General features: G+C 66.6%; 33 protein-coding genes. All 33 read left to right on the top strand.

What is annotated here, in order from left to right; all coding sequences use genetic code 11:
• Positions 1–276 precede the first annotated feature (276 nt).
• Positions 277–648, top strand: a complete 372-nt coding sequence (gene rpsL / locus N8I86_RS17035) for a 30S ribosomal protein S12 (RefSeq protein WP_003948652.1) — start codon at positions 277–279, stop codon at positions 646–648.
• Between the two features lie 2 nt (positions 649–650).
• On the top strand, positions 651–1,121 hold the full coding sequence (rpsG, locus tag N8I86_RS17030) for a 30S ribosomal protein S7 (RefSeq protein WP_003992340.1): 471 nt from the start codon (positions 651–653) through the stop codon (positions 1,119–1,121).
• Between the two features lie 39 nt (positions 1,122–1,160).
• Positions 1,161–3,287 (top strand): elongation factor G, encoded by a 2,127-nt coding sequence (gene fusA, locus N8I86_RS17025; protein ID WP_073901450.1) that lies wholly within the window; start codon positions 1,161–1,163, stop codon positions 3,285–3,287.
• A 156-nt stretch (positions 3,288–3,443) separates the two neighbouring features.
• A complete protein-coding gene (tuf, locus tag N8I86_RS17020) occupies positions 3,444–4,637 on the top strand; it encodes an elongation factor Tu (RefSeq protein WP_073901448.1) in 1,194 nt (397 codons plus the stop codon).
• Positions 4,638–4,877: 240 nt separating this feature from the next.
• Positions 4,878–5,237, top strand: coding sequence for a hypothetical protein (locus N8I86_RS17015; protein WP_073901446.1), 360 nt, complete (start codon positions 4,878–4,880; stop codon positions 5,235–5,237).
• 36 nt (positions 5,238–5,273) lie between these two features.
• Complete coding sequence (locus tag N8I86_RS17010; RefSeq protein ID WP_263278147.1) at positions 5,274–7,325, top strand: hypothetical protein; 2,052 nt, start codon at positions 5,274–5,276, stop codon at positions 7,323–7,325.
• A complete protein-coding gene (locus N8I86_RS17005; protein WP_263278146.1) occupies positions 7,322–7,852 on the top strand; it encodes a hypothetical protein in 531 nt (176 codons plus the stop codon). Before N8I86_RS17010 ends, N8I86_RS17005 begins: the two co-directional genes overlap by 4 nt.
• A 433-nt stretch (positions 7,853–8,285) precedes the next feature.
• Positions 8,286–8,594, top strand: a complete 309-nt coding sequence (rpsJ, locus tag N8I86_RS17000; protein WP_003948644.1) for a 30S ribosomal protein S10 — start codon at positions 8,286–8,288, stop codon at positions 8,592–8,594.
• 17 nt (positions 8,595–8,611) lie between these two features.
• Complete coding sequence (gene rplC, locus N8I86_RS16995) at positions 8,612–9,256, top strand: 50S ribosomal protein L3 (protein ID WP_020135811.1); 645 nt, start codon at positions 8,612–8,614, stop codon at positions 9,254–9,256.
• A gap of 8 nt (positions 9,257–9,264) precedes the next feature.
• Positions 9,265–9,921 carry a 50S ribosomal protein L4 gene (rplD, locus tag N8I86_RS16990; RefSeq protein ID WP_031167072.1) on the top strand — a complete coding sequence of 219 codons (657 nt, stop codon included), beginning with the start codon at positions 9,265–9,267 and terminating at the stop codon, positions 9,919–9,921.
• Positions 9,921–10,340 (top strand): 50S ribosomal protein L23, encoded by a 420-nt coding sequence (gene rplW / locus N8I86_RS16985; protein WP_073901440.1) that lies wholly within the window; start codon positions 9,921–9,923, stop codon positions 10,338–10,340. The genes rplD and rplW overlap by 1 nt, the downstream gene beginning before the upstream one ends.
• Positions 10,341–10,378: 38 nt before the next feature.
• Positions 10,379–11,215: a 50S ribosomal protein L2 gene (rplB, locus tag N8I86_RS16980; RefSeq protein ID WP_031167077.1), complete on the top strand. Its 837-nt coding sequence runs from the start codon at positions 10,379–10,381 to the stop codon at positions 11,213–11,215.
• Between the two features lie 12 nt (positions 11,216–11,227).
• Positions 11,228–11,509, top strand: a complete 282-nt coding sequence (rpsS, locus tag N8I86_RS16975) for a 30S ribosomal protein S19 (protein ID WP_003992359.1) — start codon at positions 11,228–11,230, stop codon at positions 11,507–11,509.
• 44 nt (positions 11,510–11,553) lie between these two features.
• Positions 11,554–11,901 (top strand): 50S ribosomal protein L22, encoded by a 348-nt coding sequence (gene rplV, locus N8I86_RS16970; protein ID WP_003974262.1) that lies wholly within the window; start codon positions 11,554–11,556, stop codon positions 11,899–11,901.
• Positions 11,901–12,722, top strand: a complete 822-nt coding sequence (gene rpsC / locus N8I86_RS16965; protein WP_003998826.1) for a 30S ribosomal protein S3 — start codon at positions 11,901–11,903, stop codon at positions 12,720–12,722. Before rplV ends, rpsC begins: the two co-directional genes overlap by 1 nt.
• A 5-nt stretch (positions 12,723–12,727) precedes the next feature.
• Complete coding sequence (rplP, locus tag N8I86_RS16960; protein ID WP_073901439.1) at positions 12,728–13,147, top strand: 50S ribosomal protein L16; 420 nt, start codon at positions 12,728–12,730, stop codon at positions 13,145–13,147.
• Positions 13,147–13,371: a 50S ribosomal protein L29 gene (rpmC, locus tag N8I86_RS16955; protein ID WP_030174543.1), complete on the top strand. Its 225-nt coding sequence runs from the start codon at positions 13,147–13,149 to the stop codon at positions 13,369–13,371. The genes rplP and rpmC overlap by 1 nt, the downstream gene beginning before the upstream one ends.
• Positions 13,371–13,655, top strand: coding sequence for a 30S ribosomal protein S17 (gene rpsQ / locus N8I86_RS16950; RefSeq protein WP_014674375.1), 285 nt, complete (start codon positions 13,371–13,373; stop codon positions 13,653–13,655). The genes rpmC and rpsQ overlap by 1 nt, the downstream gene beginning before the upstream one ends.
• Positions 13,656–13,753: 98 nt before the next feature.
• Positions 13,754–14,122: a 50S ribosomal protein L14 gene (gene rplN / locus N8I86_RS16945; protein WP_003998823.1), complete on the top strand. Its 369-nt coding sequence runs from the start codon at positions 13,754–13,756 to the stop codon at positions 14,120–14,122.
• 2 nt (positions 14,123–14,124) lie between these two features.
• Positions 14,125–14,448: a 50S ribosomal protein L24 gene (rplX, locus tag N8I86_RS16940; RefSeq protein WP_030671805.1), complete on the top strand. Its 324-nt coding sequence runs from the start codon at positions 14,125–14,127 to the stop codon at positions 14,446–14,448.
• Positions 14,448–15,005, top strand: a complete 558-nt coding sequence (gene rplE / locus N8I86_RS16935) for a 50S ribosomal protein L5 (protein ID WP_066995712.1) — start codon at positions 14,448–14,450, stop codon at positions 15,003–15,005. Before rplX ends, rplE begins: the two co-directional genes overlap by 1 nt.
• 5 nt (positions 15,006–15,010) lie before the next feature.
• Entirely contained in the window at positions 15,011–15,196 is a 186-nt protein-coding gene (locus N8I86_RS16930; protein WP_003948630.1) for a type Z 30S ribosomal protein S14, read from the top strand.
• 212 nt (positions 15,197–15,408) lie between these two features.
• The gene (gene rpsH, locus N8I86_RS16925; protein WP_007384075.1) at positions 15,409–15,807 is read left to right on the top strand and encodes a 30S ribosomal protein S8; all 399 of its coding nucleotides are present in this window, start codon (positions 15,409–15,411) and stop codon (positions 15,805–15,807) included.
• A 24-nt stretch (positions 15,808–15,831) separates the two neighbouring features.
• The gene (gene rplF / locus N8I86_RS16920; protein WP_071373346.1) at positions 15,832–16,371 is read left to right on the top strand and encodes a 50S ribosomal protein L6; all 540 of its coding nucleotides are present in this window, start codon (positions 15,832–15,834) and stop codon (positions 16,369–16,371) included.
• A gap of 3 nt (positions 16,372–16,374) precedes the next feature.
• The gene (rplR, locus tag N8I86_RS16915; RefSeq protein ID WP_073901437.1) at positions 16,375–16,758 is read left to right on the top strand and encodes a 50S ribosomal protein L18; all 384 of its coding nucleotides are present in this window, start codon (positions 16,375–16,377) and stop codon (positions 16,756–16,758) included.
• 39 nt (positions 16,759–16,797) lie between these two features.
• Positions 16,798–17,406: a 30S ribosomal protein S5 gene (gene rpsE / locus N8I86_RS16910; RefSeq protein WP_030671799.1), complete on the top strand. Its 609-nt coding sequence runs from the start codon at positions 16,798–16,800 to the stop codon at positions 17,404–17,406.
• Positions 17,406–17,588 (top strand): 50S ribosomal protein L30, encoded by a 183-nt coding sequence (rpmD, locus tag N8I86_RS16905; protein ID WP_003974250.1) that lies wholly within the window; start codon positions 17,406–17,408, stop codon positions 17,586–17,588. The genes rpsE and rpmD overlap by 1 nt, the downstream gene beginning before the upstream one ends.
• Before the next feature lie 2 nt (positions 17,589–17,590).
• Entirely contained in the window at positions 17,591–18,046 is a 456-nt protein-coding gene (gene rplO / locus N8I86_RS16900; RefSeq protein WP_023547373.1) for a 50S ribosomal protein L15, read from the top strand.
• A gap of 234 nt (positions 18,047–18,280) precedes the next feature.
• Entirely contained in the window at positions 18,281–19,594 is a 1,314-nt protein-coding gene (gene secY / locus N8I86_RS16895) for a preprotein translocase subunit SecY (RefSeq protein ID WP_073901435.1), read from the top strand.
• Complete coding sequence (locus N8I86_RS16890) at positions 19,594–20,259, top strand: adenylate kinase (protein WP_073901433.1); 666 nt, start codon at positions 19,594–19,596, stop codon at positions 20,257–20,259. Before secY ends, N8I86_RS16890 begins: the two co-directional genes overlap by 1 nt.
• A 101-nt stretch (positions 20,260–20,360) precedes the next feature.
• Positions 20,361–21,197, top strand: coding sequence for a type I methionyl aminopeptidase (gene map / locus N8I86_RS16885; RefSeq protein ID WP_073901431.1), 837 nt, complete (start codon positions 20,361–20,363; stop codon positions 21,195–21,197).
• A 197-nt stretch (positions 21,198–21,394) separates the two neighbouring features.
• Entirely contained in the window at positions 21,395–21,616 is a 222-nt protein-coding gene (gene infA / locus N8I86_RS16880) for a translation initiation factor IF-1 (RefSeq protein ID WP_003948620.1), read from the top strand.
• Between the two features lie 59 nt (positions 21,617–21,675).
• Positions 21,676–21,789 carry a 50S ribosomal protein L36 gene (gene rpmJ, locus N8I86_RS16875; RefSeq protein WP_003974245.1) on the top strand — a complete coding sequence of 38 codons (114 nt, stop codon included), beginning with the start codon at positions 21,676–21,678 and terminating at the stop codon, positions 21,787–21,789.
• The last annotated feature ends 127 nt before the right edge of the window (positions 21,790–21,916 follow it).

The following is a 21,916-nucleotide window of genomic DNA, read 5'->3' as shown; positions in this document are numbered from 1 at the left end:
CGGGGAAGCGGGACATGTCCGGCGTGTCGGGGCGCACTCCATTTGTTTTGACCGAAGTCCGTGAGGTAGGTACGCTCAGACCTTGTGCCTGGGGTGTGCCCTGGCTCTCGTGCGTGCCTTCAAACCGCATGGCGAGCTGTGAACGGCCACCGCAATCCGCGCCCCTTTCGCCTCACGGCGGGAGCGGGAGTCTGCGGGATTCGACACACCCGACCGCGTGGGTCGGAGAAGTTCCAGGTTAGCTGTACCTATCGGCACACAGAAACCGGAGAAGTAGTGCCTACGATCCAGCAGCTGGTCCGTAAGGGCCGGCAGGACAAGGTCGAGAAGAACAAGACGCCCGCACTCGAGGGTTCCCCTCAGCGTCGTGGCGTCTGCACGCGTGTGTTCACGACCACCCCGAAGAAGCCGAACTCGGCCCTCCGTAAGGTCGCGCGTGTGCGTCTGACCAGCGGCATCGAGGTCACGGCCTACATTCCGGGTGAGGGACACAACCTGCAGGAGCACTCCATCGTGCTCGTGCGCGGCGGCCGTGTGAAGGACCTGCCGGGTGTTCGCTACAAGATCATCCGTGGCTCCCTCGACACCCAGGGTGTCAAGAACCGCAAGCAGGCCCGTTCCCGCTACGGCGCCAAGAAGGAGAAGTAGAAATGCCTCGTAAGGGCCCCGCCCCGAAGCGCCCGGTCATCATCGACCCGGTCTACGGTTCTCCTCTGGTGACGTCGCTCATCAACAAGGTGCTGCTGAACGGCAAGCGTTCCACCGCCGAGCGCATCGTCTACGGCGCCATGGAAGGTCTGCGTGAGAAGACGGGCAACGACCCGATCATCACGCTGAAGCGCGCGCTGGAGAACATCAAGCCGACCCTCGAGGTCAAGTCCCGCCGTGTCGGTGGTGCGACGTACCAGGTTCCGATCGAGGTCAAGCCCGGTCGTGCCAACACGCTCGCGCTGCGCTGGCTGGTCGGTTACTCCCGCGCCCGTCGCGAGAAGACCATGACCGAGCGTCTGCTCAACGAGCTTCTCGACGCCTCCAACGGCCTGGGTGCCGCTGTGAAGAAGCGCGAGGACACGCACAAGATGGCCGAGTCCAACAAGGCCTTCGCGCACTACCGCTGGTAGTCGCTACCCACATCGAGACCGAGAGAAGACTGAAGCCTTATGGCTACCACTTCACTTGACCTGGCCAAGGTCCGCAACATCGGGATCATGGCCCACATCGACGCGGGCAAGACGACCACCACCGAGCGGATCCTGTTCTACACCGGTGTGTCCTACAAGATCGGTGAGGTCCACGACGGCGCTGCCACCATGGACTGGATGGAGCAGGAGCAGGAGCGTGGCATCACGATCACCTCTGCTGCCACCACCTGTCACTGGCCGCTCGAAGACGTCGATCACACCATCAACATCATCGACACCCCGGGTCACGTCGACTTCACCGTCGAGGTGGAGCGCTCCCTGCGTGTGCTCGACGGTGCCGTGACGGTGTTCGACGGCGTCGCCGGTGTCGAGCCCCAGTCCGAGACGGTGTGGCGTCAGGCGGACCGCTACGGCGTCCCGCGCATCTGCTTCGTCAACAAGCTCGACCGGACCGGTGCCGAGTTCCACCGCTGCGTCGACATGATCAGTGACCGCCTGGGCGCTCAGCCGATCGTGATGCAGCTGCCGATCGGTGCCGAGGCCGACTTCAAGGGCGTCATCGACCTCGTGACGATGAAGGCCCTGGTCTGGTCCGCCGAGGCCACCAAGGGCGAGATGTACGACACCGTCGACATCCCGGACACGCACACCGAGGCTGCCGAGGAGTACCGCGGCAAGCTGCTCGAGGCCGTGGCCGAGAACGACGAAGAGATCATGGAGCTGTACCTGGAGGGCGAGGAGCCTTCCGTGGAGCAGCTGTACGCCGCGATCCGTCGTATCACCATCGCGTCCGGCAAGGGCACCGGCACCACCGTGACTCCGGTGTTCTGCGGCACCGCGTTCAAGAACAAGGGCGTCCAGCCCCTGCTCGACGCGGTCGTGCGCTACCTGCCGTCCCCGGTCGACATCGAGGCCATCGAGGGCCACGACGTCAAGGACCCCGAGGTCGTCGTCAAGCGCAAGCCGTCCGACGAGGAGCCCCTCTCGGCGCTGGCGTTCAAGATCATGAGCGACCCGCACCTCGGCAAGCTCACCTTCGTCCGGGTCTACTCGGGCCGCCTGGAGTCCGGCACCTCGGTGCTGAACTCCGTCAAGGGCAAGAAGGAGCGCATCGGCAAGATCTACCGCATGCACGCCAACAAGCGTGAGGAGATCGAGTCGGTGGGCGCCGGCGACATCGTCGCCGTCATGGGCCTGAAGCAGACCACCACCGGTGAGACGCTGTCCGACGACAAGAACCCGGTGATCCTGGAGTCCATGGACTTCCCGGCCCCGGTCATCCAGGTCGCCATCGAGCCCAAGTCGAAGGGCGACCAGGAGAAGCTCGGCGTCGCGATCCAGCGCCTGGCCGAGGAGGACCCGTCGTTCCAGGTCCACTCGGACGAGGAGACCGGCCAGACCATCATCGGTGGTATGGGCGAGCTGCACCTCGAGGTGCTGGTCGACCGTATGCGCCGTGAGTTCAAGGTCGAGGCCAACGTCGGCAAGCCGCAGGTGGCGTACCGCGAGACGATCCGCAAGGCCGTCGAGCGCGTCGACTACACCCACAAGAAGCAGACCGGTGGTACCGGTCAGTTCGCGAAGGTGCAGATCGGCATCGAGCCGCTCGAGGGTGGCGACACCTCGTACGAGTTCGTGAACAAGGTGACCGGTGGTCGTATCCCGAAGGAGTACATCCCTTCGGTCGACGCCGGTGCGCAGGAGGCCATGCAGTTCGGCATCCTCGCCGGCTACGAGATGACCGGTGTCCGTGTCATCCTCCACGACGGCGCCTACCACGAGGTCGACTCCTCCGAGCTCGCCTTCAAGATCGCCGGTTCGCAGGCCTTCAAGGAGGCCGCGCGCAAGGCCAGCCCCGTGCTGCTCGAGCCGATGATGGCCGTCGAGGTCACCACGCCCGAGGACTACATGGGCGAGGTCATCGGTGACATCAACTCCCGCCGTGGTCAGATCCAGGCCATGGAGGAGCGGGCTGGTGCCCGCGTCGTGAAGGGCCTCGTGCCCCTGTCGGAGATGTTCGGCTACGTCGGCGACCTCCGCAGCAAGACGTCGGGTCGCGCAAGCTACTCGATGCAGTTCGACTCCTACGCCGAGGTTCCGCGGAACGTCGCCGAGGAGATCATCGCGAAGGCCAAGGGCGAGTAACGCACCGCGTTAACACGCCGTAGGCTTGACTCCGGAGCCTCAAGGGGCATTCCACCGCCAACATGGAGGAATGCCCCGGGTTCCGGGCCTTTACAGCAAAGATCACCTGGCGCCGATGAAGTAAGGCGTACAGAACCACTCCACAGGAGGACCCCAGTGGCGAAGGCGAAGTTCGAGCGGACTAAGCCGCACGTCAACATCGGCACCATCGGTCACATCGACCACGGTAAGACGACCCTCACGGCCGCCATTACCAAGGTGCTGCACGACGCGTACCCGGACCTGAACGAGGCCACCCCGTTCGACAACATCGACAAGGCGCCCGAGGAGCGCCAGCGCGGTATCACCATCTCCATCGCGCACGTCGAGTACCAGACCGAGGCGCGTCACTACGCCCACGTCGACTGCCCGGGTCACGCGGACTACATCAAGAACATGATCACCGGTGCCGCGCAGATGGACGGCGCGATCCTGGTGGTCGCCGCCACCGACGGCCCGATGCCGCAGACCAAGGAGCACGTGCTCCTGGCCCGCCAGGTCGGCGTTCCGTACATCGTCGTCGCCCTGAACAAGGCCGACATGGTGGACGACGAGGAGATCCTGGAGCTCGTCGAGCTCGAGGTCCGTGAGCTCCTCACCGAGTACGAGTTCCCCGGCGACGACGTTCCGGTCGTCCAGGTCTCCGCGCTCAAGGCCCTCGAGGGCGAGCAGCAGTGGGTGGACTCGGTCCTCAACCTGATGAAGGCCGTCGACGAGTCGATCCCGCAGCCGGAGCGCGACGTCGACAAGCCGTTCCTCATGCCGATCGAGGACGTCTTCACGATCACCGGTCGTGGCACCGTCGTCACCGGTCGTATCGAGCGCGGTATCCTCAAGGTCAACGAGACCGTCGACATCATCGGCATCAAGACCGAGAAGACCACCACCACGGTCACCGGCATCGAGATGTTCCGCAAGCTGCTCGACGAGGGCCAGGCCGGTGAGAACGTCGGTCTGCTCCTCCGTGGCATCAAGCGCGAGGACGTCGAGCGCGGCCAGGTCATCATCAAGCCGGGCTCGGTCACCCCGCACACCGAGTTCGAGGCGCAGGCCTACATCCTGTCCAAGGACGAGGGTGGCCGCCACACGCCGTTCTTCAACAACTACCGTCCGCAGTTCTACTTCCGTACGACGGACGTGACCGGCGTCGTGACCCTCCCCGAGGGCACCGAGATGGTCATGCCGGGTGACAACACCGAGATGACGGTGTCGCTCATCCAGCCCGTCGCCATGGAAGAGGGCCTCAAGTTCGCCATCCGTGAGGGTGGTCGCACCGTGGGCGCCGGCCAGGTCACCAAGATCGTCAAGTAAGTTCGCTTGCTTGCGGGTCACCAGCTGACCTGAAGGTCTCCGACCTGGGAGAGGCCCGTACGACTTCGGTCGTACGGGCCTCTTCGTGTTTCCCGGACCCTGCGCGGGCGGTGCGTCAACGCACGTCGGCGAAATCCCACCGTGACGAAGATCCACGCGCGCGTGTTGAACCCGCCGGATGGTGAATCCGACGGCGGGCCGCCCCGGAGCGGGCGGCCGCAGAACCGCGAGGGGTGAGCGATGGGCGGACCGTCCGCCGGCCACGGGCCGCAGAACCTGGTCTCCACGCCGGCCGAGAAGCGTGCGGCGGCGAAGGCCGTGGAGGATTGCATCGAACCGGACACCGGCCGGGCCGGGCGGTGGGCGGACGACGAGACCGGGGCCGCGGTGAAGGCGTTCGGCGCACGGGACGGGGACGGCTGGCTGACGGCCGGAGCACTGCGCGCCGCCCACGAGACCTGGTCCGGGCAGGTGCGGAACCTGCTGGACCGGCTGGGCGCGGAGAAGGACGCGCTGCGGGCCACGAACACCGTGCTGACGAGCGCGGACATCGGCACCGGCGGCGCGCTGCGGCAGCTGTCCGCGCTGGACCGGTACTGACGGGGGCGGCCGCGGATGCCGACGTACCACGAGATCATGAGCGCCGACCTCGGCACCCTGACCGCCGCCGCCGAGCGCTGGGACGGCATGGCGGGGGAGTTCGCCAAGCAGGAGCGCGCCTACCGGACCGGCGTGTACGGCGTCTGCGTCGGCCCCGCGGCCTGGGCGGGCATGAGCGCGGAGGCGGCGCACGGGCGTTTCGCCGTCACGCTGGAGGAGTTCGCCTGCGCGCAGACGGAGGCGAGGGCCGTCGCCTCCCTCCTGCGGGACGCCCACGCCCAGTTCGTGGATCTGAAGGGCCGGCTGACGGCCGTGCGGAGGGAGGCGGCCGCGGCGGGCCTGCGTGTCTCGGAGCGCGGCCTGGTGTCCGCCGATCCCGGGGGCGGACACGCGTCCGGATCCGGGGGAGGGCACGAGCCGGACGTCCACTCCTGGCAGGCCCGCATCGACAAGGCGGTCCGTGACGTCACCGACGCCGACACGGGCGTGCGGACCGCGCTCACGGCGGTGGTCGTCGACTCCGGCCCGTCGGCCGGGGGCCGGGGCTTCAACGGCGGGGCGCTGGGGGACGTCGAGAAGTACGAGGCGGTGGAGGCCGACCGGCTCCTGGCCCGCCTGAGCCGGGGCGCGCACCTCTCGGACCGCGAACTCGCCGAACTGGAACGCACGTTCCGCGACAACGCGGCCGACGTGGAGTTCTCCCGGACGCTCCTGGACGGCCTGGGAGCCGACGGCACCATCCGGCTGACGAACCAGCTGAACGACCTCCTCCAGGTGCGGGGCGGGCCGGGCGGCACGTCCCCGCGGGCCTGCTCCGCGATCGAGTCCGGCCTGGCGGACTCCCTGGCCACGGCGACGCGGGACACGCACTCGGACTGGTACCGGCGGTGGCGGGCGGAGATGCGGGAGGCGGGGACCGAGCGCGCCGCCACGGACGCGCAGGGCGCCCGCCTGGACCGGGCGGTGGGCTACCAGTCCCTGGTGACGCTGATGCGGCACGGGCACGGGCACGGGCACGGCTACGCGCCGGGCATGCTGGAGGACCTCACCGACGACATGATCGCCGCGGAACGCCGGGAGCCCGGGATCTGGCGGCTGAAGGGCACCTACGCCGGCCGGCACGACGGCTGGTTCGCCAACGACCCGGTGGACGGCGCGCTCGGGCTCATGAGCCGGGACCCGGGGACGGCGGCGCACTACCTGTCCGACGAGGGCCGCATGACGTACCTGATGAAGGACCGGGACTGGGAAGTCACGCTGCACGTACGGGAGGGTCCGACGGCCACCCGGTACGTGGCCGGGCCCGACGCGGACGACCGGGCGGGCCTCGGGGCGGCGCTCCAGGCCGCGGCCACGGGGATCGACCCGTCGGACAGGCACGCGCACTACGTCTCCCACGGCGCGCCGAACGAGGCGGTGTTCCGGTCCGCGCTCCGCCAACTCGCCGACCGCGGCGACGAGTTCCCCGCGTCCCTGCGGCGTCCGATGGCGAACATCCTGGTCAACCACGGCGCGACGGTCCACGCGTCGATGAGCGAGATCGACATCGCCCGCTCTCCGCTGGACCAGGGCGAACTCTTCGAGGTGACGAAACAGGTGTCCAAGGACGAGGGGGCGTACGGGGCGCTGAACGGGGGGCTGAACCAGGCGATGGTCTCCACCATCCACGCGGACCACGGCCACTCCGCGGACTCGCTGACGCGGGCCGGCCGCACGGTGGGATTCCTGGAGGAGGCCCGCCTCCAGGCGCAGGGGGACCCCAAGACCGCCGAGTTCGAGGCGAAGCCGCTCTTCGACAAGGCGATCAGCTACATCCCGGTCGCGAGCGACGACGTCCAGGCGGGCTTCGACTACGTCACCGACAAGTGGCTGGAGGACGAGCAGGAGAGGTTGGACGAGAAACAGGCGGACGCCAACTTCCAGGCCTACTCCGCGAGGAACGGTCAGCTGATGGCCCTCGCGGCGGAGTGGCAGAAGACGCACCACGTGACCGATCCCGCGTACTTCAACCCCAGAGAAGAGATCAGCGACTCGGCCGATGCCGGGATCGGCCACGCACGCGGCGTATCAGGGGAGCGGCCGCGATGAAGAAGAGCTTCCGCGCGTTCCTCGGCTGGTCGGTGCTGGTGCAGTGTGCCGTCAGCTCCTGTGCCGCTCCCGCCGACCAAGCCGTTCCGGAGCAGATCTGTGGTGTCTCCGTTTCCAGTCGGCTCACTCGCTCCCTACTGACGTCCAAGGACGATCTACGGGAGTTCAGCCGGGTCGACCGGGCCGAGGCGGTCACCGCGCCGTGCATGCTGCAATCCGGCGAGCACGCTGTGCTCGGTCTGCGCTTCGCGTGGGACGACGCTCCCACGGACCTGATGTACCTGGCCGGGAGCCGTGTGTCCCGCATCGCCGAACCGCATGCCGTTCCGTTCCCGTTCAAAACGATCGTCGGCAACGACGGCGCCATCTCCCAGACCCCCTGCAAAACCAGAGGTGGACGTTACTTCACCCTCACTCTGCAGCTGCCACAGGTCCGGCTCGGGGATCGTGGTCGGCGGGCGGACATCGAGGCGTTCATGCGGGCCTACTTCCCCGCCACCGTCGCCACGCTCGGCTGCGGGACGTAGCGGTGCGCCAGGGTTTGACGTGCGTCACGCTCGGGGTAATCTCTTCGGCTCGATTGGCCAGCGACCCGCCCCATATGGCAGACTGTACGGGTTGCTCGGTCGAGTGTTGATGCTGCACGCCTCCCGCCGGGAGGACCGGAAGCGAGTCCCACAGTACTCGTCGCCCTAACTGCCACCACGGCAGCACTGGGGCGGACGTACGGGAATCTTCCGGGAAGTGTGGGCGCATCACCGGCCAGGCACCCGGTGGGCCCGAGGCCTCCGGTCCGCGGTTCCGGAAGGGCCGTCGCATTCCCCGCAGGGATGTTCGAACAAGGGACATCTGTGTCAGCGGGGGCGCGACACACCCGACCGCGTGGGTCGGAGGAACGACGGCAGCAAAAGGAATCCACCGGGTTCCAGAGCGTGAAAGAGACAGGACTACTGAGTAGCCATGGCGGGACAGAAGATCCGCATCCGGCTCAAGGCCTACGACCACGAGGTCATCGACTCCTCGGCGAAGAAGATCGTCGAGACGGTGACCCGCACTGGTGCGTCGGTCGCGGGCCCGGTGCCGCTGCCCACTGAGAAGAACGTGTACTGCGTCATCAAGTCGCCGCACAAGTACAAGGACTCGCGCGAGCACTTCGAGATGCGCACGCACAAGCGCCTGATCGACATCCTCGACCCCACCCCCAAGACCGTTGACTCTCTGATGCGACTCGACCTCCCGGCCGGTGTCGACATCGAGATCAAGCTCTGAGGGTCGGTGAGCTGAGAATGGCTAAGCAGATCAAGGGCATCCTGGGCGAGAAGCTCGGCATGACGCAGGTGTGGGACGAGAACAACCGTGTTGTTCCGGTCACCGTCGTCAAGGCCGGCCCCAACGTCGTCACCCAGGTCCGTACGAACGATGTCGACGGCTACGAGTCCGTCCAGATCGCTTTCGGCGAGATCGACCCGCGCAAGGTGAACAAGCCCCTCAAGGGCCACTTCGCCAAGGCCGACGTCACTCCCCGCCGCCACCTCGTCGAGATCCGTACCGCTGACGCCAGCGAGTACACCCTCGGCCAGGAGATCACCGCCGAGGTGTTCGAGGCCGGCATCAAGGTCGACGTGACCGGCAAGAGCAAGGGCAAGGGCTTCGCCGGTGTCATGAAGCGTCACAACTTCAAGGGCCTCGGCGCCGGACACGGCACCCAGCGCAAGCACCGCTCGCCCGGTTCCATCGGTGGCTGCGCCACCCCGGGCCGCGTGTTCAAGGGCCTCCGCATGGCGGGTCGCATGGGCAACGAGCGGGTCACCACCCAGAACCTGACCGTCCACGCCGTTGACGCGGAGAAGGGTCTGCTGCTCATCAAGGGCGCGGTTCCCGGTCCGAACGGCGGCCTCGTCCTGGTCCGCACCGCGGCCAAGGGGGCCTGAGGTAACCGATGAGCACTGTTGACATCCTTTCGCCTGCCGGCGAGAAGGCCGGTTCCGTCGAGCTCCCCGCGGAGATCTTCGACGTGGAGAAGATCAGCATCCCGCTGATCCACCAGGTCGTCGTCGCGCAGCTGGCCGCGGCCCGTCAGGGCACGCACAAGACCAAGACCCGTGGCGAAGTCCGTGGTGGTGGCAAGAAGCCGTACCGCCAGAAGGGCACCGGCCGCGCCCGTCAGGGCTCGACCCGCGCGCCGCAGTTCGCCGGTGGTGGCGTCGTGCACGGTCCCGTGCCGCGTGACTACTCGCAGCGCACCCCGAAGAAGATGAAGGCCGCGGCCCTGCGCCACGCCCTCACCGACCGGGCGCGTCACAACCGCATCCACGTCGTCTCCGGCGTGGTCGAGGGCGCGAACCCCAGCACCAAGGCCGCCAAGAGCCTGTTCGGCAAGATCAGCGAGCGCAAGAACCTGCTCCTGGTCGTCGACCGTGCCGACGAGGCCGCGTGGCTGTCCGCCCGCAACCTGCCCCAGGTCCACATCCTGGAGCCGGGCCAGCTGAACACGTACGACGTTCTCGTCTCGGACGACGTGGTCTTCACCCAGGCCGCTTTCGAGTCCTTCGTGTCTGGCCCCAAGGCCGCTGACACCGAAGGGAGCGAGGCCTGATGGCTACGCGTCACCCGAGCATTGCCTCGAAGGCGGCCAAGGCCGCCAAGGCCGCGCGCGTCGCCAAGGCGCGTCGCCACGCCACCGAGGGCAAGAACACCGTCGAGACCCCGCTGAGCAAGTCGTACACGGACCCCCGTGACGTCCTGCTGAAGCCGGTCGTCTCCGAGAAGAGCTACGCGCTCATCGACGAGAACAAGTACACGTTCATCGTCGACCCGAACGCGAACAAGACCCAGATCAAGCAGGCCGTCCAGGCGGTCTTCGACGTCAAGGTCACCGGGGTCAACACGATCAACCGCCAGGGCAAGCGCAAGCGCACGAAGACCGGCTTCGGTCAGCGTGCCGCCACCAAGCGCGCGATCGTGACCCTCGCCGAGGGCGACCGTATCGACATCTTCGGCGGTCCGACCGCGTAAGCGGGTCGGATCGTCCGATATCGGACGAGGACTGAGAAATGGGAATCCGCAAGTACAAGCCGACTACGCCGGGCCGTCGTGGCGCCAGCGTCGCCGACTTCGTCGAGGTCACGCGGTCCACGCCGGAGAAGTCGCTGGTCCGCCCCCTGCACAGCAAGGGCGGCCGTAACAACGCCGGTCGTGTGACCGTTCGCCACCAGGGTGGCGGACACAAGCGCGCCTACCGCGTGATCGACTTCCGTCGTCACGACAAGGACGGCGTGCCGGCGAAGGTCGCGCACATCGAGTACGACCCCAACCGCACCGCGCGCATCGCGCTGCTGCACTACGCCGACGGCGAGAAGCGCTACATCCTCGCCCCGCGCAACCTGCAGCAGGGTGACCGCGTCGAGAACGGTCCCGGGGCCGACATCAAGCCGGGCAACAACCTGGCCCTCCGCAACATCCCGGTCGGTACCACGATCCACGCGATCGAGCTCCGTCCCGGTGGCGGTGCCAAGTTCGCCCGCTCCGCGGGTGCCTCCGTGCAGCTGCTCGCGAAGGAGGGCTCGATGGCCCACCTCCGCATGCCGTCCGGTGAGATCCGCCTGGTCGACGTCCGCTGCCGCGCCACCATCGGCGAGGTCGGCAACGCCGAGCAGAGCAACATCAACTGGGGTAAGGCCGGCCGTAAGCGGTGGCTGGGCGTTCGCCCGACCGTCCGTGGTGTCGTGATGAACCCGGTTGACCACCCGCACGGTGGTGGTGAGGGCCGGACCTCCGGTGGTCGCCACCCTGTGTCCCCGTGGGGCAAGAAGGAAGGCCGTACTCGTTCGCCCAAGAAGGCGTCGAACAAGTACATCGTCCGCCGCCGCAAGACGAACAAGAAGCGCTAAGGACGGGTTGAGATGCCTCGTAGCCTGAAGAAGGGGCCCTTCGTCGACGACCACCTGATCAAGAAGGTGGACGCCCAGAACGAAGCCGGCACCAAGAACGTCATCAAGACCTGGTCCCGCCGCTCCATGATCGTCCCGGCCATGCTCGGCCACACGCTCGCGGTGCACAACGGCAAGACCCACATCCCGGTGTTCGTCACCGAGTCGATGGTCGGTCACAAGCTCGGCGAGTTCTCGCCGACGCGCACCTTCCGGGGTCACGTCAAGGACGACCGGAAGTCGAAGCGCCGCTAACCGCGGATCGCATTCAGACACGTAAGTAACTGAGAGGGACAACCATGGAAGCCAGGGCCCAGGCGCGGTACATCCGCGTTACGCCCATGAAGGCCCGCCGCGTGGTGGACCTTATCCGTGGCATGGATGCCACGGAGGCTCAGGCGGTCCTGCGATTCGCTCCGCAGGCCGCCTCCGTGCCCGTCGGCAAGGTGCTCGACAGCGCCATCGCCAACGCCGCGCACAACTACGACCACACCGACGCCGACAGCCTCTTCATCTCCGAGGCGTACGTCGACGAGGGCCCGACCCTGAAGCGGTTCCGACCGCGTGCCCAGGGCCGTGCCTACCGGATCCGCAAGCGGACCAGCCACATCACCGTGGTCGTCAGCAGCAAGGAAGGAACCCGGTAATGGGCCAGAAGGTTAACCCGCATGGGTTCCGGCTCGGTGTCACCACGGACTTCAAGTCCCGGTGGTACGCCGACAAGCTGTACAAGGACTACGTCAAGGAAGACGTCGCCATCCGTCGGATGATGACGTCCGGCATGGAGCGCGCCGGTATCTCGAAGGTGGAGATCGAGCGCACCCGTGACCGCGTGCGGGTGGACATCCACACCGCTCGTCCGGGCATCGTCATCGGCCGCCGTGGCGCCGAGGCCGACCGCATCCGCGGTGACCTCGAGAAGCTCACGGGCAAGCAGGTCCAGCTGAACATCCTCGAGGTCAAGAACCCCGAGACCGACGCTCAGCTGGTTGCTCAGGCCGTTGCCGAGCAGCTCTCCTCCCGCGTCTCCTTCCGCCGCGCCATGCGTAAGAGCATGCAGTCGGCGATGAAGGCCGGCGCCAAGGGCATCAAGATCCAGTGCGGCGGCCGCCTCGGTGGCGCCGAGATGTCCCGCTCGGAGTTCTACCGCGAGGGCCGTGTGCCCCTGCACACGCTCCGTGCGAACGTGGACTACGGCTTCTTCGAGGCCAAGACGACCTTCGGCCGCATCGGTGTGAAGGTCTGGATCTACAAGGGCGACGTGAAGAACATCGCCGAGGTCCGCGCCGAGAACGCTGCGGCCCGTGCGGGTAACCGCCCGGCCCGTGGCGGTGCAGACCGCCCGGCCCGTGGTGGCCGTGGTGGCGAGCGGCGCGGTCGCAAGCCGCAGCAGGCTGCCGGCGCCGAGGCCCCCAAGGCCGAGGCTCCCGCGTCCGCTCCGGCTGAGAGCACCGGAACGGAGGCCTGACCGAAATGCTGATCCCCCGTAGGGTCAAGCACCGCAAGCAGCACCACCCGAAGCGCAGCGGTATGTCCAAGGGTGGAACGCAGGTTGCGTTCGGCGAGTACGGCATCCAGGCGCTGACCCCGGCGTATGTGACGAACCGTCAGATCGAGGCCGCTCGTATCGCCATGACGCGTCACATCAAGCGTGGTGGCAAGGTCTGGATCAACATCTACCCGGACCGTCCCCTCACCAAGAAGCCTGCCGAGACCCGCATGGGTTCCGGTAAGGGTTCGCCGGAGTGGTGGATCGCCAACGTGAAGCCCGGACGCGTGATGTTCGAGCTGTCGTACCCCAACGAGAAGATCGCCCGTGAGGCGCTCCTTCGCGCGGCCCACAAGCTGCCGATGAAGTGCCGGATCGTCAAGCGCGAGGCAGGTGAAGCGTGATGTCGGCCGGTACCAAGGCGTCCGAGCTGCGCGAGCTGGGCAACGAGGAGCTTCTGGGCAAGCTCCGCGAGGCCAAGGAAGAGCTGTTCAACCTCCGCTTCCAGGCGGCGACCGGTCAGCTCGAGAACCACGGTCGGCTGAAGGCCGTCCGTAAGGACATCGCGCGGATCTACACCCTGATGCGTGAGCGCGAGCTGGGCATCGAGACGGTGGAGAGCGCCTGATGAGCGAGAGCAACGTGACTGAGAACACTGAGGCCCGTGGCTTCCGTAAGACCCGTGAGGGTCTGGTCGTCAGCGACAAGATGGACAAGACCGTCGTCGTCGCCGTCGAGGACCGTGTGAAGCACGCGCTGTACGGCAAGGTCATCCGCCGTACCAACAAGCTCAAGGCACACGACGAGCAGAACGCCGCGGGTGTCGGCGACCGCGTCCTCCTCATGGAGACCCGGCCGCTGTCCGCGACGAAGCGCTGGCGCGTCGTCGAGATCCTCGAGAAGGCCAAGTAATTCCTGCGGGCAAACCCGCAGGTCAGTTCCGCCAGGCTCGGCAGGGGTCCTCGATCTGAGGCCCCTGCCGGGAACCGGCAGACGATCAGGAGATAGACGTGATCCAGCAGGAGTCGCGACTGCGCGTCGCCGACAACACTGGTGCGAAGGAGATCCTTTGCATCCGTGTGCTCGGTGGCTCCGGTCGCCGCTACGCGGGCATCGGTGACGTCATCGTCGCCACCGTCAAGGACGCGATCCCCGGCGGCAACGTGAAGAAGGGTGACGTCGTCAAGGCGGTCATCGTTCGCACCGTCAAGGAGCGCCGCCGTCCGGACGGCTCGTACATCCGCTTCGACGAGAACGCCGCCGTCATTCTGAAGAACGACGGCGACCCTCGCGGCACCCGTATCTTCGGCCCGGTCGGCCGTGAGCTGCGCGAGAAGAAGTTCATGAAGATCATCTCGCTCGCGCCGGAGGTGCTGTAAGCATGAAGATCAAGAAGGGCGACCTGGTCCAGGTCATCACCGGTAAGGACAAGGGCAAGCAGGGCAAGGTCATCGCGGCCTACCCCCGCGAGGACCGCGTCCTGGTCGAGGGTGTCAACCGGGTCAAGAAGCACACCAAGGCCGGTCCGACCGCTCGCGGTTCGCAGGCCGGCGGCATCGTCACGACCGAGGCGCCGATCCACGTCTCCAACGTCCAGCTGGTCGTTGAGAAGGACGGCAACAAGGTCGTCACGCGTGTCGGTTACCGCTTCGACGACGAAGGCAACAAGATCCGCGTTGCCAAGCGGACGGGTGAGGACATCTGATGGCTACCACCACCACTCCGCGTCTGAAGCAGAAGTACCGCGAGGAGATCGCGGGCAAGCTGCGTGACGAGTTCAAGTACGAGAACGTCATGCAGATCCCCGGCCTCGTCAAGATCGTGGTCAACATGGGTGTGGGCGACGCCGCCCGCGACTCCAAGCTGATCGAGGGTGCCATCCGCGACCTCTCCACGATCACCGGCCAGAAGCCGCAGGTCACCAAGGCCCGCAAGTCCATCGCGCAGTTCAAGCTGCGTGAGGGCCAGCCGATCGGTGCCCACGTCACGCTCCGTGGCGACCGCATGTGGGAGTTCCTGGACCGCACCCTGTCGCTCGCGCTCCCGCGCATCCGCGACTTCCGCGGCCTGTCCCCCAAGCAGTTCGACGGCCGTGGCAACTACACCTTCGGTCTCACGGAGCAGGTCATGTTCCACGAGATCGACCAGGACAAGATCGACCGTACCCGGGGCATGGACATCACCGTGGTCACCACGGCGACCAACGACGCTGAGGGCCGCGCGCTCCTTCGTCACCTCGGCTTCCCGTTCAAGGAGGCGTGAGCGAGATGGCGAAGAAGGCTCTGATTGCCAAGGCTGCTCGCAAGCCCAAGTTCGGTGTGCGTGGCTACACGCGCTGCCAGCGCTGCGGCCGTCCGCACTCCGTGTACCGCAAGTTCGGCCTCTGCCGCGTGTGCCTTCGTGAGATGGCTCACCGTGGCGAGCTGCCGGGCGTGACCAAGAGCTCCTGGTAATCCCCCTAATCAGGGATTTCCGGAGCTCTCGGTAAGCATCTGGGTCGGCAGGGGCCCTTCTCCACATGCCGTAGGCTTGTGGGGTTGGGCGTCTGCCGCGCCCGTACGACTTACTACGCCGTAGGTCCACCGCGCCGCACCCGCCCCGTCTCGGATCGGGGAGAGGGATGGCGCACCAGGAAACCCCGGCGAGAGAGGCCGAAGGCCAATTCATGACCATGACTGATCCGATCGCAGACATGCTTACGCGTCTGCGGAACGCGAACTCGGCATACCACGACTCCGTGACGATGCCGGCATCGAAGATCAAGTCGCACATCGCGGAGATCCTCCAGCAGGAGGGCTTCATCACGGGCTGGAAGGTCGAGGACGCCGAGGTCGGCAAGAACCTCGTCCTCGAGCTGAAGTTCGGCCCGAACCGTGAGCGCTCCATCGCGGGCATCAAGCGGATCTCCAAGCCCGGTCTCCGGGTGTACGCGAAGTCCACCAACCTGCCGAAGGTGCTGGGCGGCCTCGGCGTGGCGATCATCTCCACGTCGCACGGGCTCCTCACCGACAAGCAGGCCGGCAAGAAGGGCGTGGGTGGGGAAGTCCTCGCCTACGTCTGGTAGCGGAAGGGAACGGAGGAAACAGCTATGTCGCGTATTGGCAAGCTCCCCATCACGGTTCCCGCCGGCGTGGACGTCACCATCGACGGCCGTACGGTCTCGGTCAAGGGCCCCAAGGGCTCGCTGACCCACACCGTCGTCGCGCCGATCGACATCGTCAAGGGTGAGGACGGCGTGCTCAACGTCACCCGTCCGAACGACGAGCGTCAGAACAAGGCCCTCCACGGCCTGTCCCGCACGCTGGTGGCGAACATGATCACCGGCGTGACCCAGGGTTACGTGAAGAAGCTCGAGATCAGCGGTGTCGGTTACCGCGTGACGGCCAAGGGCTCGAACCTCGAGTTCGCGCTCGGCTACAGCCACCCGATCGTCGTCGAGGCGCCCGAGGGCATCACCTTCAAGGTGGAGACCCCGACCCGCTTCCAGGTCGAGGGCATCGACAAGCAGAAGGTCGGCGAGGTTGCGGCCAACATCCGCAAGCTGCGCAAGCCCGACCCGTACAAGGCCAAGGGCGTCAAGTACGAGGGCGAAGTCATCCGCCGCAAGGTCGGAAAGGCGGGTAAGTAAGCCATGGCATACGGACAGAAGATCCTCAAGGGCGACGCCTACAAGCGCGCCGCGATCAAGCGCCGTCACATCCGGATTCGCAAGAACCTTTCCGGTACGGCGGAGCGTCCCCGTCTGGTCGTTACCCGCTCCAACCGCCACATCGTGGCGCAGGTGATCGACGACCTCAAGGGCCACACCCTGGCGTCCGCGTCCACTCTGGACGCGTCCGTCCGCGGTGGCGAGGGCGACAAGTCCTCGCAGGCCAAGCAGGTCGGCGCCCTGGTCGCCGAGCGTGCCAAGGCCGCCGGTGTCGAGGCTGTCGTGTTCGACCGTGGTGGCAACCAGTACGCCGGGCGCATCGCCGCCCTGGCGGACGCCGCCCGCGAAGCCGGGCTCAAGTTCTGAGCCTGCCGTAGCTAGCGGAAACAGAGAGAGGTAATTCCAATGGCTGGACCCCAGCGCCGCGGTGGCGGTGCCGGTGGCGGCGAGCGGCGGGACCGGAAGGGCCGTGACGGCGGCGCTGCTGCCGCCGAGAAGACCGCGTACGTTGAGCGCGTCGTCGCGATCAACCGCGTCGCCAAGGTTGTGAAGGGTGGTCGTCGCTTCAGCTTCACCGCGCTGGTCGTGGTGGGCGACGGTGACGGCACCGTGGGTGTCGGTTACGGCAAGGCCAAGGAGGTGCCGGCCGCCATCGCCAAGGGTGTGGAGGAGGCCAAGAAGCACTTCTTCAAGGTCCCCCGTATCCAGGGCACCATCCCGCACCCGATCACGGGTGAGAAGGCTGCCGGCGTCGTGCTGCTCAAGCCCGCGTCCCCGGGTACCGGTGTTATCGCCGGTGGTCCGGTGCGCGCCGTGCTCGAGTGCGCCGGTATCCACGACGTGCTGTCGAAGTCGCTCGGCTCGTCGAACGCGATCAACATCGTGCACGCGACCGTGGAGGCCCTGAAGGGCCTGCAGCGTCCCGAGGAGATCGCGGCCCGCCGTGGTCTGCCGCTCGAGGACGTCGCCCCCGCGGCTCTGCTGCGCGCGCGTGCCGGGGCTGGTGCTGCGTAATGGCTCAGCTCAAGATCACGCAGGTCAAGTCCTACATCGGCAGCAAGCAGAACCACCGTGACACCCTGCGCTCCCTTGGTCTCAAGGGCATCAACACGCAGGTCGTCAAGGAGGACCGCCCCGAGTTCCGCGGCATGGTGCACACCGTCCGCCACCTCGTGACGGTCGAGGAGGTCGACTGATCATGGCGGAGCAGAACCCGCTCAAGATCCACAACCTCCGTCCCGCCCCGGGCGCCAAGACCGCCAAGACCCGTGTGGGTCGTGGTGAGGCGTCGAAGGGTAAGACGGCCGGTCGTGGTACGAAGGGTACGAAGGCCCGTTACCAGGTTCCGGAGCGCTTCGAGGGTGGCCAGATGCCCCTCCACATGCGCCTTCCGAAGCTGAAGGGCTTCAAGAACCCGTTCAAGACCGAGTTCCAGGTCGTGAACCTCGACAAGCTGGCCGCGCTCTACCCCGAGGGTGGCGAGGTCACCGTCGAGGGTCTGGTGGCCAAGGGTGCCGTTCGCAAGAACAGCCTCGTCAAGGTGCTCGGCCAGGGCGAGATCTCCGTGGCGCTGCAGGTGACGGTCGACGCCGTCTCCGGCTCCGCCAAGGAGAAGATCACCGCCGCCGGCGGTACGGTCACCGAGCTGGTCTGAGTCCCTCGGACTTCTCGATGACGTGAGCGATCCCGACCGGGGATACCCCACAAATGGGGTATCCCCGGTCGGTCGTTCCTAGGGCGGTGCTCTCGCCGGTAAGGTGGCCTGCACTGCCCACTTTCGATGGGTGCCTCCGATGGGGCACCCTGAGCGGCAGTTGACCGTTATCTATTCGTCGAACTTCAAGACCGTCACCCTTGACGCAGTTGCGCGGGGGTCGCAGGAGGCACCGTGCTCACCGCGTTCGCCCGGGCGTTCAAGACGCCCGACCTGCGCAAGAAGCTGCTCTTCACGCTGGCCATCATCGTGGTCTACCGGGTCGGTACCCACATTCCGATCCCCGGCGTCAACTACAAGGCCGTCCAGCAGTGTGTGACCGAGGCGTCGGGCAACCAGGGCCTGTTCGGCCTCGTGAACATGTTCAGCGGCGGTGCGCTGCTGCAGATCACGGTCTTCGCGCTCGGCATCATGCCGTACATCACGGCCAGCATCATCCTTCAGCTGCTGACCGTGGTCATCCCGCGCCTGGAAGCCCTGAAGAAGGAGGGCCAGGCGGGTACGGCGAAGATCACGCAGTACACCCGCTACCTGACGGTGGCCCTCGCCATCCTCCAGGGCACCGGTCTGGTGGCCACCGCCCGCAGCGGCGCGCTCTTCAACGGCTGCTCGGTCGCCACGAGCATCGTCCCGGACCAGGCGATCTTCACGACGATCACCATGGTGATCTGCATGACCGCCGGTACGGCCGTCGTGATGTGGCTCGGTGAGCTGGTCACCGACCGCGGCATCGGCAACGGCATGTCGATCCTGATGTTCATCTCGATCGCCGCGACGTTCCCCTCCGCCCTGTGGGCCATCAAGAAGCAGGGCACCCTGGCCGGCGGCTGGATCGAGTTCGGCACCGTGATCCTGGTCGGCCTGGTCATGGTCGCGCTCGTCGTCTTCGTCGAGCAGGCCCAGCGCCGCATCCCGGTGCAGTACGCGAAGCGCATGATCGGCCGCCGTTCCTACGGCGGAACCTCCACGTACATCCCGCTCAAGGTGAACCAGGCGGGTGTGATTCCCGTCATCTTCGCCTCCTCGCTGCTCTACATTCCGGCACTCGTGGCGCAGTTCGCGGGAGGCAAGTCGGGCTGGAAGACCTGGGTCGAGCAGAATCTGACCAAGGGCGACCACCCGATTTACATCACTTCGTACTTCTTGCTCATCGTTTTCTTCGCGTTCTTCTATGTGGCGATCTCCTTCAACCCCGAGGAAGTCGCCGACAACATGAAGAAGTATGGTGGCTTCATCCCGGGCATCCGGGCTGGCCGACCGACCGCTGAGTACCTCAGCTACGTGCTCAACCGGATCACCTGGCCGGGTTCGCTGTATCTGGGTCTGATCGCTCTCGTACCGACAATGGCGTTGGTGGGCTTCGGGGCAAGCCAGAACTTCCCCTTCGGCGGGACCAGCATCCTGATCATCGTGGGTGTCGGCCTCGAGACGGTGAAGCAGATCGAGAGCCAGCTCCAGCAGCGCAATTACGAAGGGTTCCTCCGCTGATGCGTATCGTCCTCGTCGGGCCGCCTGGTGCCGGTAAGGGAACGCAAGCCGTCCGGCTCGCAGAGAAGCTGGGCGTCCCGCACATCTCCACCGGCGACCTTTTCCGGGCCAACATCAGCCGCCAGACCGAGCTGGGCAAGCTCGCGAAGTCCTACATGGACGCCGGCAACCTGGTGCCCGACGAGGTCACCATCGCGATGGCCAAGGACCGCATGGAGCAGCCGGACGCGGAGAACGGCTTCCTGCTGGACGGCTTCCCCCGGAACGTGTCGCAGGCCGAGGCTCTGGACCAGCTGCTGGAGTCCGAGGGCATCACGCTGGACGCGGTCCTGGACCTCGAGGTCCCCGAGGACGAGGTCGTCAAGCGGATCGCCGGCCGGCGCATCTGCCGCAACGACTCCTCGCACGTCTTCCACGTGACGTACAGCCCGCCGAAGCAGGAGGGCGTCTGCGACGTCTGCGGCGGCGAGCTGTACCAGCGCGACGACGACACCGAGGAGACGGTCCGCAAGCGGCTGGAGGTCTACCACACGCAGACCGAGCCGATCATCGACTACTACAAGGCGCAGGGCCTGGTCGTGACGATCTCCTCCCTGGGGCCCGTGGACGAGATCACGCAGCGGGCGCTGGAGGCACTCAAGCGCGAGAAGGCCGAGAACAAGTAGATCGCGGTCCTTCCGGCCGCGGTGCCCTCCCCGGGCGCCGCGGCCGTAGTGTTGTACAGGTAACCCAGTCGACCCCCAGGTGACGGAGAGCGCAGGCCCCCATGGTGCAGATCAAGACCCCCGAGCAGATCGCCAAGATGCGTGCGGCGGGCCTGGTCGTCGCCGCCATCCACGCGGCCACGCGTGAGGCCGCGGTCCCGGGCGCCAGCACCAAGGACCTGGACGAGGTCGCCCGCAAGGTGCTGGCCGAGCACGGCGCGAAGTCGAACTTCCTGGGTTACGGCGGTTTCCCGGCGACGATCTGCACCTCGGTCAACGACGTGGTCGTGCACGGCATCCCCTCCGACGACGTCGTCCTCAAGGACGGCGACATCATCTCCATCGACTGCGGCGCGATCGTCGACGGCTGGCACGGCGACGCCGCGTACACGGCGTTCGTCGGGTCCGGTCACGCCCCGGAGCTGGTCGAGCTCTCCCGGGTGACCGAGGAGTCGATGTGGGCCGGCATCGCGGCCATGAAGCAGGGCAACCGCCTGGTCGACATCTCCCGGGCGGTCGAGACGTACATCCGCCGCCAGCCGAAGCCCGGCGGCGGCCGCTACGGCATCATCGAGGACTACGGCGGCCACGGCATCGGCACCGAGATGCACATGGACCCGCACCTGCTGAACTACGTCGACCGCCGCCGGGGCAAGGGTCCCAAGCTGGTCCCCGGCTTCTGCCTGGCGATCGAGCCGATGGTGTCGCTCGGCACCCCGCGCACCGAGGTCCTCGAGGACGACTGGACCGTCATCACGACGGACGGCACCTGGTCCTCGCACTGGGAGCACTCGGTCGCCCTCACCGAAGAAGGCCCGCTGGTGCTGACCGCCCCCGACGGCGGAAAGGCCAAGCTCGCGGAGTACGGCGTGACGACCGCCGCCGACCCGCTGGCCTAGTCCGGCCGCCTCCGGGGAGCGGTGTCCCGCTTAGGGATCACCCCGATGGGGCAGACTTCCTCGATTCGCCTTTCCGGGTGCGCCGACGTAGACTGACTCGTCGGCTCTCGTGCACCCGCATGTCCGCATGCGCCCGTAAGGGAATTCCAGGGAAATGCCCGAGAGTCGATCAAGGTAGTCGATTCGAAGGGCGAAGCGTGGCCAAGAAGCAAGGTGCCATCGAGATCGAGGGCACTGTCGTCGAGTCTCTGCCGAACGCCATGTTCAAGGTCGAGCTCCAGAACGGCCACCAGGTCCTGGCACACATCAGCGGCAAGATGCGTATGCACTACATCCGCATCCTCCCTGACGACCGGGTCGTGGTGGAGCTGTCTCCTTACGACCTGACGCGTGGCCGGATCGTCTACCGGTACAAGTAGATCTTGCCCGCGCCCCGGAGTCTTCCGGTGCGGTGGCACTGACCCGGAGAACCTCACCAATGAAGGTCAAGCCGAGCGTCAAGAAGATCTGCGACAAGTGCAGGGTGATCCGCCGTCACGGTCGGGTCATGGTCATCTGCGACAACCCGCGCCACAAGCAGCGCCAGGGCTGACGCACGACCGATCCCTCTGCATCCATCGCAGAGATTCGCGCGACGCAAGCTGAATATGTTCATACGCAGAGCCCGAGCCATCGGCTCGACACCCTCGGTTCGGAGGCCGAGGACCCGGTTCGTACCT

The sequence above is a fragment of the Streptomyces albidicamelliae genome (assembly GCF_025642175.1).
GTDB lineage: Bacteria > Actinomycetota > Actinomycetes > Streptomycetales > Streptomycetaceae > Streptomyces > Streptomyces albidocamelliae.
The sequence above is the reverse complement of the archived record's forward strand: the minus strand, read 5'-3'. Positions and strand labels throughout refer to the sequence as shown.

Bases quoted from the DNA above. Each gene is read 5' to 3' on its own strand.
- rpsS (WP_003992359.1), top strand. From the start codon at position 11,228: ATGCCTCGTAGCCTGAAGAAGGGGCCCTTCGTCGACGACCACCTGATC.
- rpsG (WP_003992340.1), top strand. From the start codon at position 651: ATGCCTCGTAAGGGCCCCGCCCCGAAGCGCCCGGTCATCATCGACCCG.
- N8I86_RS16890 (WP_073901433.1), top strand. From the start codon at position 19,594: ATGCGTATCGTCCTCGTCGGGCCGCCTGGTGCCGGTAAGGGAACGCAA.
- rpsH (WP_007384075.1), top strand. From the start codon at position 15,409: ATGACCATGACTGATCCGATCGCAGACATGCTTACGCGTCTGCGGAAC.
- rpsJ (WP_003948644.1), top strand. From the start codon at position 8,286: ATGGCGGGACAGAAGATCCGCATCCGGCTCAAGGCCTACGACCACGAG.
- rplV (WP_003974262.1), top strand. From the start codon at position 11,554: ATGGAAGCCAGGGCCCAGGCGCGGTACATCCGCGTTACGCCCATGAAG.
- rplX (WP_030671805.1), top strand. From the start codon at position 14,125: ATGAAGATCAAGAAGGGCGACCTGGTCCAGGTCATCACCGGTAAGGAC.
- rpmC (WP_030174543.1), top strand. From the start codon at position 13,147: ATGTCGGCCGGTACCAAGGCGTCCGAGCTGCGCGAGCTGGGCAACGAG.
- rpsC (WP_003998826.1), top strand. From the start codon at position 11,901: ATGGGCCAGAAGGTTAACCCGCATGGGTTCCGGCTCGGTGTCACCACG.
- rplO (WP_023547373.1), top strand. From the start codon at position 17,591: ATGGCGGAGCAGAACCCGCTCAAGATCCACAACCTCCGTCCCGCCCCG.
- rplF (WP_071373346.1), top strand. From the start codon at position 15,832: ATGTCGCGTATTGGCAAGCTCCCCATCACGGTTCCCGCCGGCGTGGAC.
- rpsE (WP_030671799.1), top strand. From the start codon at position 16,798: ATGGCTGGACCCCAGCGCCGCGGTGGCGGTGCCGGTGGCGGCGAGCGG.
- map (WP_073901431.1), top strand. From the start codon at position 20,361: ATGGTGCAGATCAAGACCCCCGAGCAGATCGCCAAGATGCGTGCGGCG.
- rpsQ (WP_014674375.1), top strand. From the start codon at position 13,371: ATGAGCGAGAGCAACGTGACTGAGAACACTGAGGCCCGTGGCTTCCGT.
- rplR (WP_073901437.1), top strand. From the start codon at position 16,375: ATGGCATACGGACAGAAGATCCTCAAGGGCGACGCCTACAAGCGCGCC.
- rplW (WP_073901440.1), top strand. From the start codon at position 9,921: ATGGCTACGCGTCACCCGAGCATTGCCTCGAAGGCGGCCAAGGCCGCC.
- N8I86_RS17015 (WP_073901446.1), top strand. From the start codon at position 4,878: ATGGGCGGACCGTCCGCCGGCCACGGGCCGCAGAACCTGGTCTCCACG.
- rpmD (WP_003974250.1), top strand. From the start codon at position 17,406: ATGGCTCAGCTCAAGATCACGCAGGTCAAGTCCTACATCGGCAGCAAG.
- N8I86_RS17010 (WP_263278147.1), top strand. From the start codon at position 5,274: ATGAGCGCCGACCTCGGCACCCTGACCGCCGCCGCCGAGCGCTGGGAC.
- rplC (WP_020135811.1), top strand. From the start codon at position 8,612: ATGGCTAAGCAGATCAAGGGCATCCTGGGCGAGAAGCTCGGCATGACG.
- fusA (WP_073901450.1), top strand. From the start codon at position 1,161: ATGGCTACCACTTCACTTGACCTGGCCAAGGTCCGCAACATCGGGATC.
- rplP (WP_073901439.1), top strand. From the start codon at position 12,728: ATGCTGATCCCCCGTAGGGTCAAGCACCGCAAGCAGCACCACCCGAAG.
- rpmJ (WP_003974245.1), top strand. From the start codon at position 21,676: ATGAAGGTCAAGCCGAGCGTCAAGAAGATCTGCGACAAGTGCAGGGTG.
- rplB (WP_031167077.1), top strand. From the start codon at position 10,379: ATGGGAATCCGCAAGTACAAGCCGACTACGCCGGGCCGTCGTGGCGCC.
- rplD (WP_031167072.1), top strand. From the start codon at position 9,265: ATGAGCACTGTTGACATCCTTTCGCCTGCCGGCGAGAAGGCCGGTTCC.
- N8I86_RS17005 (WP_263278146.1), top strand. From the start codon at position 7,322: ATGAAGAAGAGCTTCCGCGCGTTCCTCGGCTGGTCGGTGCTGGTGCAG.
- rplE (WP_066995712.1), top strand. From the start codon at position 14,448: ATGGCTACCACCACCACTCCGCGTCTGAAGCAGAAGTACCGCGAGGAG.
- N8I86_RS16930 (WP_003948630.1), top strand. From the start codon at position 15,011: ATGGCGAAGAAGGCTCTGATTGCCAAGGCTGCTCGCAAGCCCAAGTTC.